The sequence below is a fragment of the Mesorhizobium sp. LSJC280B00 genome (genome assembly GCF_000502835.1).
Lineage (GTDB): Bacteria > Pseudomonadota > Alphaproteobacteria > Rhizobiales > Rhizobiaceae > Mesorhizobium.
Window position 1 is genome coordinate 103,256 of record NZ_AYVL01000010.1, and the last position, 18,691, is coordinate 121,946.

General features: G+C 62.2%; 18 protein-coding genes and 1 pseudogene. 13 read left to right on the forward strand and 6 right to left on the reverse strand.

The genetic code is table 11. The features are described from left to right. The first annotated feature begins 16 nt into the window (after window positions 1-16). The 3 genes from X773_RS55670 to X773_RS55680 all read left to right on the forward strand — a co-directional run bounded on the left by X773_RS55670 (window position 17) and on the right by X773_RS55680 (window position 3,473). Window positions 17-1,339, forward strand: a complete 1,323-nt coding sequence (locus X773_RS55670; protein WP_023677060.1) for a YeaH/YhbH family protein — start codon at window positions 17-19, stop codon at window positions 1,337-1,339. Further along, window positions 1,339-2,877, forward strand: coding sequence for a SpoVR family protein (locus tag X773_RS55675; protein ID WP_023677061.1), 1,539 nt, complete (start codon window positions 1,339-1,341; stop codon window positions 2,875-2,877). Before X773_RS55670 ends, X773_RS55675 begins: the two co-directional genes overlap by 1 nt. Before the next feature lie 116 nt (window positions 2,878-2,993). Next, window positions 2,994-3,473, forward strand: coding sequence for a DUF1772 domain-containing protein (locus X773_RS55680; protein ID WP_245274717.1), 480 nt, complete (start codon window positions 2,994-2,996; stop codon window positions 3,471-3,473). A gap of 112 nt (window positions 3,474-3,585) precedes the next feature. On the opposite strand, the gene X773_RS55685 is transcribed toward X773_RS55680, so the two are convergent. Continuing rightward, window positions 3,586-3,831, reverse strand: coding sequence for a hypothetical protein (locus X773_RS55685; protein ID WP_023677063.1), 246 nt, complete (start codon window positions 3,829-3,831; stop codon window positions 3,586-3,588). Window positions 3,832-3,879: 48 nt separating this feature from the next. Next, window positions 3,880-5,880, reverse strand: coding sequence for a protein-L-isoaspartate(D-aspartate) O-methyltransferase (locus X773_RS55690; RefSeq protein ID WP_023677064.1), 2,001 nt, complete (start codon window positions 5,878-5,880; stop codon window positions 3,880-3,882). Between the two features lie 298 nt (window positions 5,881-6,178). Here X773_RS55690 and X773_RS55695 point away from each other — a divergent pair, with 298 nt between their 5' ends. Further along, window positions 6,179-8,590 carry a phosphoketolase family protein gene (locus X773_RS55695; protein WP_023677065.1) on the forward strand — a complete coding sequence of 804 codons (2,412 nt, stop codon included), beginning with the start codon at window positions 6,179-6,181 and terminating at the stop codon, window positions 8,588-8,590. Next, the gene (locus X773_RS55700) at window positions 8,590-9,771 is read left to right on the forward strand and encodes an acetate/propionate family kinase (RefSeq protein ID WP_023677066.1); all 1,182 of its coding nucleotides are present in this window, start codon (window positions 8,590-8,592) and stop codon (window positions 9,769-9,771) included. Before X773_RS55695 ends, X773_RS55700 begins: the two co-directional genes overlap by 1 nt. Window positions 9,772-9,808: 37 nt before the next feature. Here X773_RS55700 and X773_RS78125 read toward each other — a convergent pair. Continuing rightward, window positions 9,809-9,964, reverse strand: a pseudogene (locus tag X773_RS78125) (histidine kinase); the annotation flags it as partial. A 161-nt stretch (window positions 9,965-10,125) separates the two neighbouring features. Further along, the gene (locus tag X773_RS55710; protein ID WP_023677068.1) at window positions 10,126-10,341 is read right to left on the reverse strand and encodes a KTSC domain-containing protein; all 216 of its coding nucleotides are present in this window, start codon (window positions 10,339-10,341) and stop codon (window positions 10,126-10,128) included. Window positions 10,342-10,470: 129 nt separating this feature from the next. Between X773_RS55710 and X773_RS55715 the strand changes: the two genes are divergently transcribed. Next, on the forward strand, window positions 10,471-11,073 hold the full coding sequence (locus tag X773_RS55715) for an alpha-ketoglutarate-dependent dioxygenase AlkB (protein WP_023677069.1): 603 nt from the start codon (window positions 10,471-10,473) through the stop codon (window positions 11,071-11,073). A gap of 54 nt (window positions 11,074-11,127) precedes the next feature. On the opposite strand, the gene X773_RS55720 is transcribed toward X773_RS55715, so the two are convergent. Continuing rightward, window positions 11,128-11,592, reverse strand: coding sequence for an NUDIX domain-containing protein (locus X773_RS55720; protein WP_023677070.1), 465 nt, complete (start codon window positions 11,590-11,592; stop codon window positions 11,128-11,130). 110 nt (window positions 11,593-11,702) lie between these two features. On the opposite strand from X773_RS55720, the gene X773_RS55725 reads away from it, so the two are divergent. The 4 genes from X773_RS55725 to X773_RS55740 all read left to right on the forward strand — a co-directional run bounded on the left by X773_RS55725 (window position 11,703) and on the right by X773_RS55740 (window position 15,020). After that, window positions 11,703-12,536, forward strand: coding sequence for a Ku protein (locus X773_RS55725; protein WP_023677071.1), 834 nt, complete (start codon window positions 11,703-11,705; stop codon window positions 12,534-12,536). A gap of 93 nt (window positions 12,537-12,629) precedes the next feature. After that, a complete protein-coding gene (locus X773_RS55730) occupies window positions 12,630-14,030 on the forward strand; it encodes a PAS domain S-box protein (RefSeq protein WP_245274711.1) in 1,401 nt (466 codons plus the stop codon). 75 nt (window positions 14,031-14,105) lie between these two features. Beyond that, a complete protein-coding gene (locus X773_RS55735) occupies window positions 14,106-14,477 on the forward strand; it encodes an avidin/streptavidin family protein (protein WP_023677073.1) in 372 nt (123 codons plus the stop codon). Window positions 14,478-14,603: 126 nt separating this feature from the next. Further along, window positions 14,604-15,020, forward strand: a complete 417-nt coding sequence (locus X773_RS55740; RefSeq protein WP_023677074.1) for an HD domain-containing protein — start codon at window positions 14,604-14,606, stop codon at window positions 15,018-15,020. Window positions 15,021-15,051: 31 nt separating this feature from the next. Here X773_RS55740 and X773_RS55745 read toward each other — a convergent pair whose 3' ends face one another. Beyond that, window positions 15,052-15,393 (reverse strand): DUF427 domain-containing protein, encoded by a 342-nt coding sequence (locus X773_RS55745; protein ID WP_245274712.1) that lies wholly within the window; start codon window positions 15,391-15,393, stop codon window positions 15,052-15,054. A 368-nt stretch (window positions 15,394-15,761) separates the two neighbouring features. Between X773_RS55745 and X773_RS55750 the strand changes: the two genes are divergently transcribed. The 3 genes from X773_RS55750 (at window position 15,762) to X773_RS55770 (ending at window position 18,690) form a co-directional block, all read left to right on the forward strand. Next, on the forward strand, window positions 15,762-16,460 hold the full coding sequence (locus X773_RS55750) for an endonuclease/exonuclease/phosphatase family protein (RefSeq protein ID WP_245274713.1): 699 nt from the start codon (window positions 15,762-15,764) through the stop codon (window positions 16,458-16,460). Between the two features lie 63 nt (window positions 16,461-16,523). Next, complete coding sequence (locus tag X773_RS55755; RefSeq protein WP_023677077.1) at window positions 16,524-17,924, forward strand: phospholipase D family protein; 1,401 nt, start codon at window positions 16,524-16,526, stop codon at window positions 17,922-17,924. 478 nt (window positions 17,925-18,402) lie between these two features. Continuing rightward, window positions 18,403-18,690, forward strand: a complete 288-nt coding sequence (locus tag X773_RS55770; RefSeq protein ID WP_023677080.1) for a DUF768 domain-containing protein — start codon at window positions 18,403-18,405, stop codon at window positions 18,688-18,690. The last annotated feature ends 1 nt before the right edge of the window (window position 18,691 follow it).

Consider the following 18,691-nt stretch of genomic DNA (forward strand, 5'->3'; position numbering starts at 1 on the left):
CAGCCCGGGGTAACATATGCCGATCTTCATCGATCGCCGACTGAACCCGAAGGACAAAAGCCTCGGCAACCGGCAGCGTTTCCTGCGGCGGGCGCGCGAAGAGTTGAAGCGCACCATCCGCGATCAGATCCGCACCGGCAAGATCGCCGACGTGGACGCCGAGCATGCCGTTTCGATGCCGGCGCGAGGCACCGGCGAGCCGAGCTTCAAGGATGCCCGGAACAGCGGCAGCCGCCAGCACGTCCTGCCCGGCAACAAGCATTTTGCCCGAGGCGACCGGCTGCCTAAACCCGGCCAGGGCGGCGGCATGGGATCCGCCCCGGGGAGAACCGAATCGGAGGACGATTTCCGTTTCGTGCTGTCGCGCGAGGAGGTGCTCGACCTCTTTTTCGAAGACCTCGAACTGCCTGATATGGTCAAGCTCAACCTCAAGGAGATCCTCGCCTTCAAGCCGCGCCGGGCCGGCTTCGCCGCGACCGGCTCGCCGACCAACATCAATGTCGGGCGCACGATGCGCAACAGCCATGGCCGCCGCATAGCGCTCAGGCGCCCCAAGCAGGAGGCGGTCGACGCTGTCGCGCAGGAGATCGCGACGCTGGAGACGAAGCCGCAAAACGCCGAGATGCGGCAGCGCATCGTGGCGCTGCAGGAAGAGCTTGAGCGGCTGGAGCGCCGCCGCAAGCGGATCGCCTTTGTCGATCCGGTCGATATCCGCTTCAACCGCTTCGACGCCCAGCCGGTGCCGAACGCCAATGCGGTGATGTTCTGCCTGATGGACGTGTCCGGTTCGATGGGCGAACGCGAGAAAGATCTGGCCAAGCGCTTCTTCGTGCTGCTGCACCTGTTCCTGAAACGGCGCTATGACCGCACCGAGGTCGTCTTCATTCGCCACACGCACGAGGCGCAGGAGGTGGACGAGGAAACCTTCTTCTACAACACTCAGAGCGGCGGCACGGTGGTTTCCACGGCGCTCGAGGAGATGCACCGCATCGTCGAGCAACGCTATCCCAGCCGCGAATGGAACATCTATGTCGCCCAGGCCTCGGACGGCGACAATTTCGTCACCGATTCCGAGCGCTGCATCGCCTTGCTCGACGAACAGATCATGCGGCTTTGCCAGTATTTCGCCTATGTCGAGATCCTCGACGAGCGTGAGAGCCACATCTTCGGCGCCACCGACAACGGCACGTCGCTGTGGCGTGCCTACAGTGCGGTCAAGCTGAGGTGGTCGAACTTCCAGATGAGCCGCATCGCCACGGCGGCCGACATCTACCCGGTTTTCCGCCAGCTCTTCGCCAGACAGCCGGGTTATCAAAAGAGCGCTGAAAGAGGGGGCTGATGGCGAGCAAATCCGGGTTGCTGTTTTCCGGTTCCGACTGGGATTTCAGGACGCTGTCGCGTGCCTACGAGACCATCGAGGCGGTCGCCACGGAAGAGCTCCACCTCGACGTCTATCCGGTGCAGATGGAGATCATCTCCTCAGAACAGATGCTCGACGCCTATTCCTCTGTCGGCATGCCGCTGATGTACCGCCACTGGTCGTTCGGCAAGCACTACCTCTACCAGGAATTGCTCTACCGCAAAGGCGGACGGGGGCTCGCCTATGAACTCGTCATCAATTCCAATCCCTGCATCGTCTATCTGATGGAAGAAAACACCATGGCCCTGCAGGCCCTGGTGACGGCGCACGCGGCACTCGGCCATAACCATTTCTTCAAGAATAATTATCTGTTCCAGCAGTGGACTGACGCCAGCGCCATCCTCAGTTATCTGGACTTCGCCAAGGGCTACATTGCCCGCTGTGAGGAGCGGCATGGCGTCGATGCGGTGGAAGAGATCCTCGATGCCGCACATGCGCTGATGGAACAGGGCGTGTTCAGATATCACCGGCCGCCGAAACTGTCGTCGGAAAAGCAGCGCGAGGGCGTTCGCGAGCGCCTGGAATACGAGGAGCGTTCCTACAATGACCTATGGCGCACGCTGCCGCCTTCGAAGGACGGCACCAAGCCCCGCGAGACGGATACAATGGCGGAGCGCAGGAAATCGCTCAAGCTGCCCGAGGAAAACCTGCTTTATTTCCTGGAGAAGAACAGCCTGATCCTGGAACCCTGGCAGCGTGAGGTCATCCGGATTGTCCGCGTCATCGCGCAGTATTTCTATCCGCAGCGCCAAACGCAGGTGATGAACGAGGGCTGCGCCACCTTCGTGCATTACACGCTGATGAACCTTTTGTTCGACCGCGGCCTGATCGGCGAAGGCGCCATGCTGGAAGTGCTGCGCAACCATTCGAACGTGATCTTCCAGCCGGGCTTCGACGATCCGCGCTTTTCCGGCATCAACCCTTACGCGCTGGGCCTCGACATGATGCAGGACATCCAGCGCATCTCGACCGCGCCGACCGCCGAGGACCGCGACTGGTTTCCCGATATCGCCGGCAATGGCGACTGGCGCCAGACCCTGCTGGACGCCTGGGCCAACCATCGCGACGAGTCCTTCATCCGCCAGTATCTGAGCCCTACCCTGATCCGGAAATGGCGGTTCTTTGTGCTTGCCGATGCGGCCAACGATCCGCACTACGAAGTCGCCTCGATACACAATGAGCGCGGCTACGAGAGCATCCGCGCCGCACTCGCCCACAGCTACGACATCGGCGCCAGCCGGCCGGACATCCAGGTGGTGGACGTGGACCTGCTCGGCGATCGGCATCTGCGCCTGCAGCATAAGGTCAAGGACGGCATAGTGCTGGAAGGCGGCAGCCGCGACGCCACGCTGCGCCATATCCGCAAGCTCTGGGGCTACGAGGTCAGCATGGCTGCGGTCGACGCACAGACCGGCGCCACAGTCCACGAACGGTCGACCAGCCAGATCGGGGAATGACCGAACCGGACTTGCCGGCGAAGTCGGGTGTCGTTGCCTTTACCGGATCACCAACCACCCTAAGTACGCGCGCGCCACGAGGGCATCATTCAGGGAGCAGGAACATGCGCGCATTGATGATCGCCACCGTCCTTCTGGTCGCTGTCACGATGGCGCTCTCACTTGCGCACGCACTGGAATTGCCCGGCAAGTTGCGCCTCAAGGAGGCCACCTACAGATCAGTGCAGGCGATCTATTATCCCGGCTTCACGATCGGCGGCTTTGCCGAGATCGGCGGCATCATTGCCCTCGCCATCATGCTCTACCTGACGCCTTATCCAAGCGCTCGATTCTGGTGGACCTTGGCGGCGCTCGCCTTCCTGCTGGCGGAACATGCGACCTATTGGTTGATCACGCATCCCGTCAATAATTTCTGGGTGCAAGACGTTGCCATGCCGCAATCAGCCGCGACCTTTTTTTCAATGTTCTCTCGAAAGCAGACCGGCGACTGGAGAGACTTGCACAACGTCTGGGAGGCTTCGCATGTCGCCAGGGCAGGCCTGGCGATGCTGAGCCTCGTCTCAATTGCTGTCGCCGCGACATTTTTTGCTGAATAGCGCCAGGGATCAAGACGGCCCTCGTCCGCCAACTTGCCGCCACGAACGCTGCATCCGTCAGATCAGGGAACGGAACCGGCGTACTATCTTAACGTCAAGCGATCCTGCCGTTTCAGCGGTCGGTGCGATGCTTGTTGTGGGCGCTTTCCTGGTGCTCGCCGCGGATGATGTTGCGGTCGTCGGGATCGGCAATGTCCTTCGGGTCCGATCTGAGCTCGGCACCGCGCCGGAACGCCTCGCGCTCTTGCCTGGTCTTTTTCAAATCCGCTTCCGCGTCGAAATCCTTGCCGGCGTTTTTCGTGTTCTCGCGCTCTTCGATGACGCGCAATTGCTGCTCATGAGTCTTTTTTCCGGCCATCGGTGACCTCCTTCTTTTGATTTTCCACTTTCCCAGGGTCCAAATTCGCTACAGCCCGAAAGGATAGGTCTCGGGAAGGCCTGTCCCCGCATGTTCCGGCCCAAGCGGCGTCACGGCACTGGTTTCATCGAACCAGACGAAAGCATCGAACTGGCGGGCGAGCGAGGCGTCCGCATAATGGCTGTGGAGCTCGGTTTCGGGCCGGTAGATGACGCCGATAAAGCGTTCCAGCCGGCGCTCCAGAAGCCGTTCGCGCAGCGTGTCGTCGCGATCGAAATCGAGCAGGAAAGGCGAGACGCCGCTGTCGTGGCAAAGCCGCTCATAGCTGTCGTTGTGGGAAGGCCGAACCGGTTTCACTTCCATGTCGCCGTCCCAGTCGGTGGCGGCGGCCACCGTCCCGGAATGCGTACTGAGCCCGATCAAGGCAACCTCGTCGCCAAAACGCTGGCGGCAGAGCTGGCCGATATTCAGTTCGTCCCTGACGATCCCCATTTCGGTATAGCGGGCATCGCCGATATGGGAATTATGTGCCCACACCACCGCCTTGGCGTTCGGGCCGCGGGCCTGCAGCAGGTGCTCCAGCGTTTCGAACATATGGGTGTCGCGCAGGTTCCAGGATTGCGCGCCGCCGTAATACATGGTGCGGTAATAGCGCTCGGCGGAGGCGACCAGACGGGCATTCTGGCTCGCGTCGAGGAAATCGATGCCGTCCTGCTGCGCGTAGTCGAGCTCTCTGGAAAGCAGTTCCCGGCATTGCTCGAGCACGGCCTTCTCGCATTTCTGGTAACCGGAGGTGAGTGCGACACGGCCATAGGTGGCCGGGTCGTTCTGCCACGGCGTCAGGCAGCCATAGCGTTCGCGCGCGATCCTCGCCGCCTGCGGATCGACCCGGTCGAGATATTGCAGGACCGCCGCAATCGATCCACCCATATTGTAGATGTCGAGGCCATAGAACCCGGCCCGCCGGGAGGATAGCCTGATCCGCTCATTATGCTGTCGCATCCAGTCGACGAACTCGGCGACGTCGGTGTTGCGCCACATCCAGGTGGGAAAGCGCTGGAACGGCGGATCTGCGCCAGGCCGCGGCGGCCGATGGCGGACGTAGCGGTCGATCGCCGCGGCATCGGGCCAGTCGGCCTCGACCGCGACGATGGTGAAGCCATGCTTCTCGATCAGCCTGCGAGTGATCGCGGCGCGCGCACGGTAGAACTCCGACGTGCCGTGGCTGGCTTCGCCGAGCAAGACGACGCGGCGGTCGGCAAACCGGTCGAACAGCGCACCGAAGGCCGGATCGTCGAAATCCGGAAGCGGTTCGGCGGCGGCCGCGATCATCTGCGGCAGGCTGCTCCTGCGCTGATGCCGGTGCGGAAGATCGGCCGCTATCTGGCTGTCGCTGCCTGGCTCGCCCCAGCCTTGCTCGCCGATCAGCGGAACAAACCGCACGCCGCCGAAATCCTCCTCAGTGTAGGTTGCGGCGCCGGTACGGGTGACCTTGAGCAGGCGCTGCGAGTCGAATTCATCGCCGACCGGGATGACAAGCCGGCCAGCGACGTCGAGCTGTTCCTGCAGAGCGAGCGGTGCGCCGGGTCCGGCGGCCGCAACCAGGATCGCATCGAAGGGTGCCGCCTCGGGCCAGCCTTTGGTGCCGTCGCCGGTGCGGACTTCGATATTGTCGTAGCCAAGCTTTTTGAACCGCTGCCTTGCCGTTTCAGCCAACGCGGCGTGGCGCTCGATCGTGTAGACGCGTTCGACGATCCGGCTCATTACGGCAGCCGCATAGCCCGAGCCGGTGCCAACCTCGAGGACGTGGTCGCCGGCTCCGACCTCGGCCATTTCGATCATGAACGCAACGATGTAGGGCTGCGATATCGTCTGACCTTCGGCGATCGGCAGCGGCCCGTCCTCATAGGCGAATTCTTCAAAGCCAGGATCGACGAAAGCCTCGCGCGGGACCTCGCGCATCGCCTGAAGGACATTGCGGTCGCGAATGCCACGGCGGCTCAAGTGGATGTCGACCATTTGGTTGCGGGCATGGGAGAGATCGAGCATCTTTTTGCTCCTCCTATGGGCCTCCGCTACAATCGCCCAAGCTGCTCAACGCCACCTCGGCCGGCTCGTATCTCAGGGCCTCGGCAGTCCCTTTGGATCCAAGCAATGCGGTGCATCTCCCTAACCGTTGGCAAGCCCCGAGGTTCCCCAAAAGACCGACCCGCTTTTGTCCGGCGAGGCGGGTTGCAGGATCGGCAATCGCTAGCCACGCCGCCCAAACTTATTTCAAGGCAAATCCTTTCTCCGACGCGACGCCACTCCAGATAACGACGGACGAGGGTATTCCGGAGGCATTTCCATGAACGACGAGGTCCGCACCGCTGCGCACACGACCGGCCTTGACCAGATCGATCTGATGGACCGCTACTGGCGCGCCGCGAACTACATCTCGGTTGGCCAGATCTACCTGCTCGACAATCCGCTCTTGCGCGAGCCCTTGCGGCCCGAGCACATCAAGCCGCGGCTGCTCGGCCATTGGGGCACGACGCCCGGCCTCAATTTCATCTATGTGCATTTAAACCGGATTATCCGTGAACGTGGTCTCGATGTCCTGTTCATCTGCGGCCCGGGTCACGGCGGCCCGGCAATGGTCGCGAACAGCTGGCTCGAGGGCACCTACAGCGAAATCTATCCCGAGGTCGGCGGGGACGAAGACGGCCTGCGAAAGCTGTTCCGGCGGTTCTCGTTTCCCGGCGGAGTGCCGAGCCACGCGGCTCCGGAGACACCCGGCTCGATCCACGAAGGCGGAGAGCTCGGCTATGCGCTGGTCCATGCCTTCGGCGCCGCCTTCGACAATCCGAACCTTGTGGTTGCCTGCGTCGTCGGCGACGGCGAAGCCGAGACCGGCCCGCTCGCCGCGGCCTGGCATTCCAACAAGTTCCTGAACCCGGCATCCGACGGTGCCGTCCTGCCGATCCTGCATCTCAACGGCTACAAGATCGCCAGCCCGACCATCCTCGGCCGCATGGAAGACGAGGCGTTGCGCAGCCTGTTCCTCGGCTATGGCTACGAAACCTTTTTCGTGGAAGGCCATGAGCCTGCCCCGATGCATCGGGAGATGGCCCGCACGCTCGATACCGTGCTCGACCGGATCCACTCCATCCAGGAGCCTGCAAGAGCCGCGGGCTGGAAGGGAGAGCGGCCGCTGTGGCCGATGATCGTGCTGCGCAGCCCAAAGGGCTGGACCGGGCCGAAAGAGGTCGACGGCAAGAAGGTCGAGGATTTCTGGCGCTCGCACCAGGTCCCGGTGTCGAACGCACGAGGCGATGCGGCGCACCGGCAGATCCTCGAAGACTGGATGCGCAGCTACGAACCGAAGACGCTGTTCGACGAACGCGGGCATCTCCTGGCGGAGCTCGCGGCGCTGGCACCGACAGGGTCAAGACGCATGGGCGCAATCCCCTACGCCAATGGCGGCCTGCTGAAACAAGACCTCGTGCTTCCCGATTGGAAAGGCCTCGCGCTCGACGTACCGCGTCCGGGCGGCACTGTCGGGGAGGCGACGCGGACCGTCGGCAGCTATCTTCGCGATGTGATCCGCTTGAACGCCGAGGCCAGGAATTTCCGGCTGATGGGACCCGACGAGACGTCCTCCAACCGCCTCGACGACGTGTTCGAGGTTACGGATCGGGTCTGGATGGAGCGGATCGAGCCTTACGACGTCCATCTTTCCCGTGACGGCCGCGTCATGGAAGTGCTCAGCGAGCATCTTTGCCAAGGCTGGCTGGAGGGCTATCTGCTGACCGGCCGCCACGGCCTGTTCTCGTGCTACGAGGCGTTCGTCCACATCATCGATTCCATGGTCAACCAGCACGCCAAATGGCTGAAGACCTCCGGCGAACTTGCCTGGCGCAAGCCGATCGCCTCGCTCAACTACCTGCTGACCTCGCATGTCTGGCGACAGGATCACAACGGCTTCAGCCATCAGGACCCAGGCTTTGCCGATTTCGTCGCCAACAAGAAGGCCGACACGGTCAGGCTCTATTTCCCGCCCGACGCCAACACGCTGCTGTGGATCACCGACCATTGCCTGAAAACCTACAACCGCATCAACGTCATCGTCGCCGGCAAGCAGCCGGCGCCGCAATGGCTGTCCGCCGAAGACGCGGAAGCACACTGCAAGGCCGGCGCCGGCATCTGGGAATGGGCCGGGACGGTTGCCAAGGGCGAAGATCCGGATGTGGTCCTGGCCTGCGCCGGCGACGTGCCGACGCTGGAGACGCTGGCTGCAGCCGATATCCTGCGCTCGGGCATTCCGGACCTGAATATCCGCGTCGTCAATGTCGTCGACCTGATGATTTTGCAGTCGAATTCCGAGCATCCGCATGGCTTTGCCGATGACAGGTTCGACGCGCTGTTCACCAGGGCCAAGCCGGTCATCTTCGCCTATCACGGCTATCCCTATCTCATTCACCGTCTGACCTACCGGCGCGCCAACCACGACAACATGCATGTGCACGGCTTTCGCGAGGAAGGCACGACGACGACGCCGTTCGATATGGTGGTGCTCAACCAGCTCGACCGCTACCATCTCGCGCTCGCCGCGATCGCGCGTGTGCCGGGGCTGGCCGAGCGGGCGAAGGATCTTGCCGCGGCGTTGCACGGGAAATTGGCTGAACACACGGCCTATGTCCGCGAACATGGCGAGGACATGCCCGAGATCCAGAAATGGTCTTGGCCGCAGGACGGCGCGACGAGGGCCGGCGATTGATGCGACGATCGATCCTTGCGTTGAATGCCGGCTCGTCGAGCATCAAGTTCGGGCTTTACGATCTTGGAGTGTCCGCTGAGCTGGATCTTGCCTCGCGCGGTTCGCTGGATTTGGGCGATGCGCCAAGGCTGACCGCAAAAGCCGCCGATGGGGCGGTGCAGTGCGATCGGCCACTTGCAGCAGACGCATCGCCCGATTTAGGCATCGGCCAGATGCTGCAATGGATCGAGAACGAACTTGGCGGAAGGAAACTCATCACCGCCGGCCATCGCATCGTCCATGGCGGCCGCGACTTCGTCGAACCTGTCCGCCTGACGCCGACAATTGTCGAGGCTCTCGACAGGCTGACGCCGCTTGCGCCACTGCACCAGCCGCGCAGCCTCGCGCCGATCCGGGCGCTTGCCGCGTTGCGGCCCGACCTGCCGCAGGTCGGATGCTTCGACACCGCCTTCCATCGGACCATCGAGCCTCTGGTCAGCCGTTTCGCGCTGCCGCGCCGCTATGAGGCAGACGGCATCCACCGCTACGGCTTTCACGGGCTTTCCTACGAATATGTCGCCGGCCGGCTCAAGCAGATATCGCCCGATCTGGCGGCGAAAAGAACCATCGTCGCCCATCTCGGCAATGGGGCGAGCCTGTGCGCCATGCGCGCCGGGCGCAGCGTCGATACGACGATGGGCTTTTCGGCGCTTGACGGCCTGGTCATGGGCACGCGCTGCGGCGCCATCGATCCGGGCGTGCTTTTGTACCTGCTGCTGGAAAGAGGCTTTTCGGGAGAGGCGCTGCAGCACATGCTCTATGAGGAATCCGGCCTGCTCGGCGTGTCCGGTATTTCCGGCGACATGCGCTCGCTGGAGGCCAGCGACGACCGTCGGGCGCGCGAAGCGCTGGAGCTTTTCGCCTTCCGCGCCGGCAGGGAAGTTGCCGCCCTCGCCAACACGCTGGGTGGCCTCGAATGCCTGGTGTTCACCGCCGGCATCGGCGAGCACTCGGCCACGGCCCGTAAAGCGATTTGCGACAGGCTTGGCTGGCTTGGCGTGGCGATCGACGAGGCCGCCAACCGCTCTCATGCCGCGCTGATGAGCCAGGCGGAGAGCAAGGTGGAAGTCCGCGTCGTGGCGACCGACGAAGAAGGTGTCATCGCCCGCCACACGCGCAAGGTAATGGAGGGGCCCGGCTGAGGCGGATGGCCTCGAATGGCGGCGCTTGCTCGACCGGCTACGTCGCGAGGGCGGCCGATCTGTTGAACACGATGGTCACCCGCGTTCCTTTGCCGGGGGCAGAATCCACCTCGAACCGGGCTTTGGCATTTTCGGTCAGCGATTGAGCGATCAGTGCTCCGAGCTTGCCGGGTTTCGGCCAGGTCTCGCCTTCGCTCGGTTTTTTCGGCTTCGGCGGACATTCCAAGCTTTCGATGTTTTGGGTGGGACCATGATCAATATCAGGTCGCTCGCCAACTGCGAAGTCCGCTCATTGCCACCACGCGGCCAGGCATGGCGGAGAGCCGAGATCGTGGTTGAGAAGCGGCTGAAGGCTCAGCTCGAATGGCTCTGCTCGACCAGATGGTATTTGTACCGGTCGCGAATATGCTCGTTGAAGAACCGGCCCTTTGACGAGGCTTTGCGGAATGCCGCGTGGACCTGCGGCGGCACGTCCTCGTAATCATAGCGGCTTCCGCTCGGGGCGAACCATACGGAGAGGATCCTCGTCGCCGGTTGGTAATCGATGCTTCTGATCGCAGTTGAAGGCATCCTCGACAGGTCCAATGCTCGGCAGTGCTCCATTCCATATCGTCATGTGAATAACCCTGCACGGAGAGCGAGGTTCCTTGCTACCGAAGCAGCCTTGCCGCTACGGGCCGGCTTCACCAAATACGGTTGATGCCATCGCCCAAGACATCGGCTGCAGCCCGCCAGGGCGATCTCTTTGCCGCCGCCGACGACCTGCCGGAAGGATTCCGCTACCGGCCCGAACTGATCACGCCGGACGAAGAAGCAGCGTTGGCGAGCCAGCTCGCAAGCCTGCCTTTTCAGGCCTTCGACTTTCACGGCCATCTGGCAAACCGGCGGGTGGTCGGTTTTGGGCTGCGTTATGATTACGACCGGCGCGAAGTCGTCGAGGCACCGCCGATACCCGGCTTTCTGCTGCCGCTCAGGGAAAAGGTTGCAGCCTTCGCCCGCCTGCCCGCCGAGACCTTCGTGCAGGTGCTGATCAACGAGTACCGGCCGGGCGCCGGTATCGGCTGGCACCGCGACAAGCCTCATTTCGAGGCCGTCGCCGGTGTTTCCCTGCTGGCCGCCTGCAGCTTTCGCCTGCGGCGGAAAAACGGCACGCGATGGGACCGCAAGACGGTCACCGTCGAGCCAAGATCGGCCTATCTGATGACGGGCGCCGCGCGCAGCGAATGGGAGCACAGCATTCCGCCGGTTGCGGAGCACCGCTATTCGATCACGTTGCGCACGCTGCGGCCGCAACGCGCTTAAAGCAGAGCGGTGAGGAAGCCCGAGCACTGCCCTAAGAACTGGGCTGAAACAAATTCATCCGTCGCCATGCCGGCCGGCAAAGTCCGCCAACATGGCGCGCTGGCCTTTCAGTATCTTGAGGTTGGCTTCAGGCAGGGAGAACCAGCCCGCTTTGTCGACTTCGGCAAATTCCTTCATCGAGCCGGACCTTGGCGGCCATTCCATGACGAAGGTGTTGCTGCTGATGGCGTCGCTGTCGAAATCCGTCTCGACGCACCATGCGATGACGAGCTTGCCGCCCGGCTGCCTGTAGCTGCCAAGGCTTTCGAAATCCCCGTCGATGGCAAGGCCGAGTTCCTCTTCGGCCTCGCGTTTTGCTGCCGCCAGCTCGTCCTCGTTCTCGTCGACCAAGCCCTTCGGGATCGACCATGCGCCGTCGTCCTTCTTCGCCCAGAATGGGCCGCCCGGATGCACCAGCAAGACCTGGAGATGTCCTTCGCTTCGGCGATAAATCAGCAACCCTGCGCTGCGTTGGGCCATTCCGCTATTCCCCTGACGAAAATGCAACGAACGTCCGGGCCGGCATGTGGAGCAGCCGGAACGATTTCCGCGCGCAGCCGTTCCGTCCGTTCGACAAATGAGTGATCGACATGGCGACGCCGCGAGCTGCCTGGAAGGGCTTTATGAAAGTCGGATCGGTTTCCTGTGGCGTCAAGATCATCGGTGCCGTCAGCGAGGCCGAGAAAGTGCATTTCAGGATCCTGAACCGCAAGGACGGTCTCCCGGTCAAGAGCGCCTATCTAGACGAGGAGACCGGCGACACGGTCGAGGCGGCGGAGCAGGTAAAAGGCTATGAGGTCGAAAAGGGTGAGTTCATCCATATAGAGCCGGACGAAATCAAGAAACTGAAGATGGTATCGCAGCATACGCTCGAGATCGGCGAGTTCGTGCCTGCCGCCGAAATCGATGCACGCTACCTCGAAAAACCCTACTATCTCGTTCCGGCCGACGCGCCCTCCACGGAGGCTTTCGCGGTGATCCGGGACGCCATGGCCAGGAAAAAGGTAGCAGCCCGCTCCTGCGTCGTGCTGTACCAGCGAGGCCGAGAGGTGCTGATCCAGCCACTGGGCAAGGGCATGCTGATGACGGAATTACGCAACCACAATGAAGTGGTCGCGGCGGACGCGGTGTTCGAAGGGCTGAAGGCTCGCAAGGTCGATCCCGAGATGCTGGAAATCGCGCAATTGCTGATCGACAAGAAGCCCGCCAAATTCGACCCGTCGAAGTTCGACGATACTTATGAAAAGGCGCTGGTTGCAATGATCGAGGCCAAGCGCAAGGGCAAGAAACCGCCCAAGCCGGCACCTGAGCCCAAGACGAACGTCATCAATCTCGCCGATGTTCTGCGCAAAAGCCTGGCGCAGGAAGGCGGCAAGGCTCCCAGCAAAAAGCCGAGAACGGCCCCGAAACGCAAATCAGCCTGAATGTCCGAAAGCGGATCGAACGGAACCGAAAACGCTCGCGCGCATTTAGATGACGTAGCAATCCGTCGGCAAGCCAAGCGGAGCGGGGGACTGGTGGACGTCGTTGAACTAAGGACTGGCGGGATCCCGCAAGTTTCCTCCGCCGATCTGATGCAGGCGTTGCCTGTGGCCGTCTACACCACCGACAAACAAGGCTACATCACCTTCTTCAACGAAGCCGCTGCCGATCTCTGGGGATATCGTCCGGTTATCGGCCAGGATCGCTGGTGCGGGTCATGGAAGCTTCGCCACCTCGACGGGCGACCGATGACGCATGACGAGTGTCCAATGGCCGTTGCCTTGCTCGAGGAGCGGGACGTTCGTGGGGGCCGAGCCATCGCCGAGCGGCCGGACGGCCAACTCATCCCGTTCAGTGCGCATCCGGTCCTGCTTCGCAATGAAGCCGGCGAGGTTGTCGGTGCCATCAACACCCTGCTCGACCTGCGCATGCAGACGCTGGCCGACGACGCCGGCATAAGGCTCGCCGCCATCGTCGAATCCTCGATGGACGCCATCGTGTCCAAAGACCTGAACGGCATTATCACCAGCTGGAACGACGCGGCACAACGCCTGTTCGGCTATACGCCCGCCGAGGCGATCGGGCGCCCGGTGACGATCCTCATCCCGCCCGACCACCTGGATGAGGAAGCCATGATCATCAGCCGCATTCGCGCCGGCGAACGGATTCCTTCATACGAGACTATCCGGCAGCGCAAGGACGGCGCCCTGGTTCCGGTTTCGCTCACCATCTCGCCGATACGCGACGGCATCGGACGTATCATCGGCGCCTCCAAGATCGCGCGCGACATCAGCCCCCACAAGGAAAGCGAACGGCGCATCCGCACACTCATGCGCGAAGTCAACCATCGCGTTAAAAACCAGTATTCGGTGATCGTCTCGATGATCCGCGAGACCAGCAAGCTGGCGGGTACGCCAGAGGCCTTCCTTTCACGGGTCCGGGAACGCATCATGGCCCTTTCGGAATCGCACGACCTCCTGGTCGATGCGGAATGGCGTGGCGCGACCATCGGCGAATTGATCCATGCACAGACCAAGGCCTTCGCGACACAGGCCCGTCTGTCGATGAGCGGGCCGACGATCATGCTGCAGCCGAACGCGGTGCAATATCTCGGCATCGCCTTTCACGAGCTGGCCACCAATTCGGTAAAGCACGGAGCGCTGTCGCACCATGACGGACGGGTCGAGGTCGAATGGACCGTGACCCCAGCCGCCGATGGCAGCGACGGCTTCCGCCTTGTCTGGCGGGAACTGGACGGACCATTGGTGGATGAAAACACGCGACGCGGTTTCGGATCGGTTGTGCTCAAACGCGTCACGCCGCAGGCGCTCAGCGGCACCGGCCGCCTGGAATTCGCCAGGCACGGCATCACCTGGACGCTGGAAGCGCCGCTGCGCTTCGTTCAGATGTCGATGGCTGGCATCGCGGCTGATTGAAGGCCGCTACACCGGCCGCGGCTTGGCGGCCGTGTGGCAACGCAATCCCTTTGGTAGCAATCAGGAGGAGCAGCGATGAGTTGGCTGGGCACCTGGCGGAATCAGTACGGGTCGGTCGTCGAACTGACCACCGAAGAGGGCGGACGGATCAGCGGAACCTTCAGGACGGCGCTGGAGGACAGCGCCTTCTTCGGCATGACCGTGCCGCTGTTCGGAGCCTGCCATGGAGACGTCATCGGCTTCACCTGCGCGGCCGAAGGGCGGGTCGGAGCCGCGGCGGTGAGCTATACCGGCATCCTCAGGAACGGGAAGCTGGAGATGCTGTGGCACACCGTTGCGGATGCTGCTTTGTCGGCGGAAAAGGAAGGTGCCCCGGCCCAAGCCAGGAAACTCCCCGCCTGGCGCGCGTTTGGAACCAGCCTCGACAGTTTTGAACGCGTCTCCTGACTATCGCGCCCGCCACCGCGGCATTCAGCGCGCAAGTGAGGCAGCAGGGTCCGGCGGCGCGTAGGAACTCGCACTGACGATGGCACGTTGGTGCGCCAGGACATGCGCTGTTACGGGGTCGACCCAATGAGCGTGCTTTATCGCGCAGCGAAAATCGCCGAACAGGCTCATGCCGGGCAGACGGACAAGACGGGGCGGCCTTATATCGAACATTGCCGCCGGGTCGTCGATGCCGTCGAAACGCTCGACCAGAAAGCCATCGCCTATCTTCACGACGTCATCGAAAAAGGTGACGGCTGGAACCGCGACCGGCTTGAGGCGGCCGGGTTCGGGCCGTCCATCGTGTCTGCCGTCGACGCCATGACGCGGCTGCCAAACGAGGATGATGCCGCTTTCGTTCGCAGGGCCGCGGCCAATCCGTTGGCGTTGCCAGTCAAGCGCGCCGATCTCGCCGACAATCTATGGCAGGCACGGCAGATCGGTGCCTCGACAGCGAAATACGAAGACGGCCTGCGCATTCTCAGGGAAGAGTTCGCGAGCTGACGGACAGCTGGCGGCTGTCGCCGATGTGGGTCTACTCGGTGACGTGCGGCGTGTGCCGCTTGTCTTCCGCGGGATCGGCGTCGATCCGCGCCCTGCCGGGATCGAACGCACCATGGCGGGCGATCGCCAATGCCGGGGTGTCGGGCGTCTCGTAGGCCCACATGAAGTCTTCTGCCGACGAACCGACCGCATGAACACGCCAATAGCTTGCCGTGCCCTTCAGCGGGCCGTGGCTCGTCGTGTTCGTCTTCTCCAAGAGGTCGAAATAGATGTCCTCGAAGGGTATGTAGAAAACAGGATCATGGCCGTCTTCATAGAGCAGCTTTGCCCGCTCGCTCGACGCAATAATGGCATCGGAGAACCGGACGGTCACGGTTCCATCAAACGGGACAATCCTGAGCGGGCCTGGGCGGGGGGCGGAATCTGCGGCTAAGGACTGCATTCGACTTCTCCGTTGACTGCGCTGCCTTCCCGAAACGTGTTGTTGCCCGTCAGGGTTCCAGACCGCGGGCGCGCCGAGGCCGGGTGGTGGAACGGTTTTGCAAGGTCGTCGTTGTTTCAGACCTCCGCACGCGCCATAATCGCAATGGCCGCCACTCACCGACTCAACAGCAAATGGATAACATGCTGGATCGATCGCCTACCCTTCCAAGGTCGCTTGGCGCTGCGCTGCGAAGGGAAGTGCCGCGGTTTGCGGCACCCGGCAATGAAATTTCATGCACTACGGTCGCATCCTACAATGTGCATAAATGCGTCGGCACCGACGGCAGGTTCGATCCGGAGCGGGTCGCGGCCGTGGTCAAGGAACTCGACGCCGATATCATTGCTTTGCAGGAGGCCGACGAAAGAACCGGAAGCAGGCAGGGATTGCTGGATCTCGCAGCACTCGAGCGCGACAGCGACCTCGTCCCCACACATATCCCGGAAAACCGCCGAAGCCATGGCTGGCATGGAAATCTGATCCTGGCACGCCGCGGCGTGGTCGAAAGCGTGAACCAGATCCGGCTGCCCGGCCTGGAGCCGCGCGGCGCGGTGATCGCGGACCTGGAGCTGAAGGGCGTCTCGCTCAGGATCATAGCCGCACATTTCGGCTTGCTGCGGCGGTCGCGCTCGCAGCAGGCCAACGCGCTGGTCGAAGCCACGCACCCGGTTCTGCGGCCAACAATCCTGCTTGGCGACCTCAACGAATGGCGCGTCCGCAACAGGTCTTCGCTGCTGGCCCTGCTGCCGCATTTCGGTCCGATCGATGCGGTTCTGCCGAGCTTTCCGTCGCGCTTTCCGCTGTTTGCGCTCGACCGCATCCTGGCCAGGCCGCCGCACCTGATTTCCAGCATCGAGGTGCACAAGACGCCGCTGGCGCAGCGGGCTTCCGATCATCTGCCGATCAAGGCCCGGCTGAACCTGGACGCGATACGGCAGCCGCGACTGCAACCAGAATGAACCTGAAGGGTTGTTAGTCAGATTTCAGACGGTTTGCTTCGCTGATGTTTGTCGGTGCACTTTATGGATACAGCCATTTCGCGGTTTGCCCGGGACAAGATCGCTGCCGGCAATAGCGGGCTGGTGCTGATCGCCGACAATTATGACGCGTTTGCCGCACGAATCCTTGCCGCGCGCAGTGCCACCAGCAGCCTCGACCTGATGTACTATCTCTGGCACGACGACCATAGCGGCCGGCTGCTGATGCAGGAGGTCGTCAAGGCGGCGGAGCGCGGTGTCCGCGTCCGCATGCTGCTGGACGATATAAATCCGCGCAACAGCGACGCCGCTTACCTGGCGCTCAACAGCTACAAGAACATCGAGCTGAGGCTGTTCAACCCCAGCGGCATGAGGAACGGCAGCATCTTTCGCTCGCTGGAGATGGTCGCCCGGCTGTTTGCGATGACCCGCCGCATGCACAACAAGGCCTGGATCGCCGACGGGAGCCTGGCCATCGTCGGAGGAAGAAATATCGGCGATGCCTATTTCGACGCCGCGGAGACAAATTTCCGTGATCTCGACCTGTTGCTTCTCGGTCCTGCCGTAGGGCAGACGATGCAGATCTTCGAGGCGTTCTGGAATTGCGAGGCGGCAAAGCCGATCCAGCTGCTCAACCCGGCTGCGGTGGGCTCGCGCGCCGATTTCCTCGACAATCTCGATGCGACCGCGGACGGCCAGCTTTTGAACAGCCTCAGTGCCTGGCGCACGATCACGGAGTTCATTGCAGCGCACAGCGAGGTCTGCTGGACGAAAGGCGTTCGCGTCATTTCCGATCCGCCGGAAAAGGTGCGCGGCAAGCGGCGCAGGAACTGGCTGACCAAGGAGCTGCTTCCCGCTATCGCGGCGACGAGGCAGCGGCTCGAAATCGTCTCGCCCTATTTCATCCCCGGCGGCACCGGGTTGGCCATCCTGTCGAAGCTGGTGGATCGTGGCGCCGAGGTTGCAATCCTCACCAACTCGCTCGCCGCGACGGACGTCGCCGCAGTGCACGGCGCTTATGCCAAATACCGCCGCAAGCTGCTTAAAAAAGGTATCCAGCTTTTCGAATTGCAACCCTTCAACCGCCAGGCCAACATCTCCGTTTTCGGCTCAAAGGGAGCCAGCCTCCATACCAAGGCCTTCACGGTCGACGATACGCTCGGGTTTGTCGGTTCCTTCAATTTCGATCCGCGTTCGGTGTCGTTGAATGCGGAAATGGGCGTGCTTTTCCACGATGCCAATCTGGTGATGGAGTTGCGCCGGCTGTTCGAGCACGAAAAGTCACCGCAGACGAGCTACCAGCTGGTCCTGGACAAAGGCGCCTTGCGGTGGCTCGGCATCGCGGATGGCGAGATGCGGCAATGTTCGCGTGAACCGGAGGCCAGTCTCTATCGGCGCATCGTTGCAGCGCTGGTTGGCTGCCTGCCGATCGAATCGCAATTATAGAAGCGACGAATTTGTCGGAACGCAACTCTTTGTCGGAACGAAAATGCGGGACCACGAGTTGTAACCGTTGTCCGGAGCATGCCGATGAAGACCACGATATACAGTTTTCTTGCCGAGCTCTTGCCGTTCTGGATGGCGCATAAACGCAAAATGCGCGCCGACCGCGCCGCTGAGCGGCCGACACGACCGGCTGCTGCCGATGACGATGGTCGGCCGACAAACGATCCGAATCGAGCAACACCGGCGCGTCGGCGCAACACGTCTTAGGGCGGGATGCTTTCAAATTAGATCCCGCTCCAACTGTCTGGTTAGACGCAATTCCGCGACGCCAAGTGATTCCATTTGGCTGCAGAAGCTCCAGTTCCTAGCGATCACGCTATCGTCAAGTATCGCTACCCGAAATCCGGCGTTGCCAAGCATCCATTTTGCAGCACGTACGTTAATGTGCACTACAGGGTTGCCGCTATGGGTGAGCGCCATGAGTGACAGTGCGATAGAATTCTTGCAGGACTGGATCCACGAAAACGTTCATGTGCCGCCGCCTCCGATCAAGCTTGAAAGGGAGGCGGAAATCCTCGCCAGGGAATGCAAGGAAGAGGCGGCCGATGCCGGCGTACCCATCGAAGACATCGAGGAAGAGGTTGGCGACCTCAAGGATCTGCTCGTCGCCAAGCTCGAAGACGCAGCCGAGAACGAGGCCAGGCAACTCAACGGCCACGGCCAAAAGATTTCTAAGTCGGCGGCCGAGCAAAAGCCGGCCCTGTAAG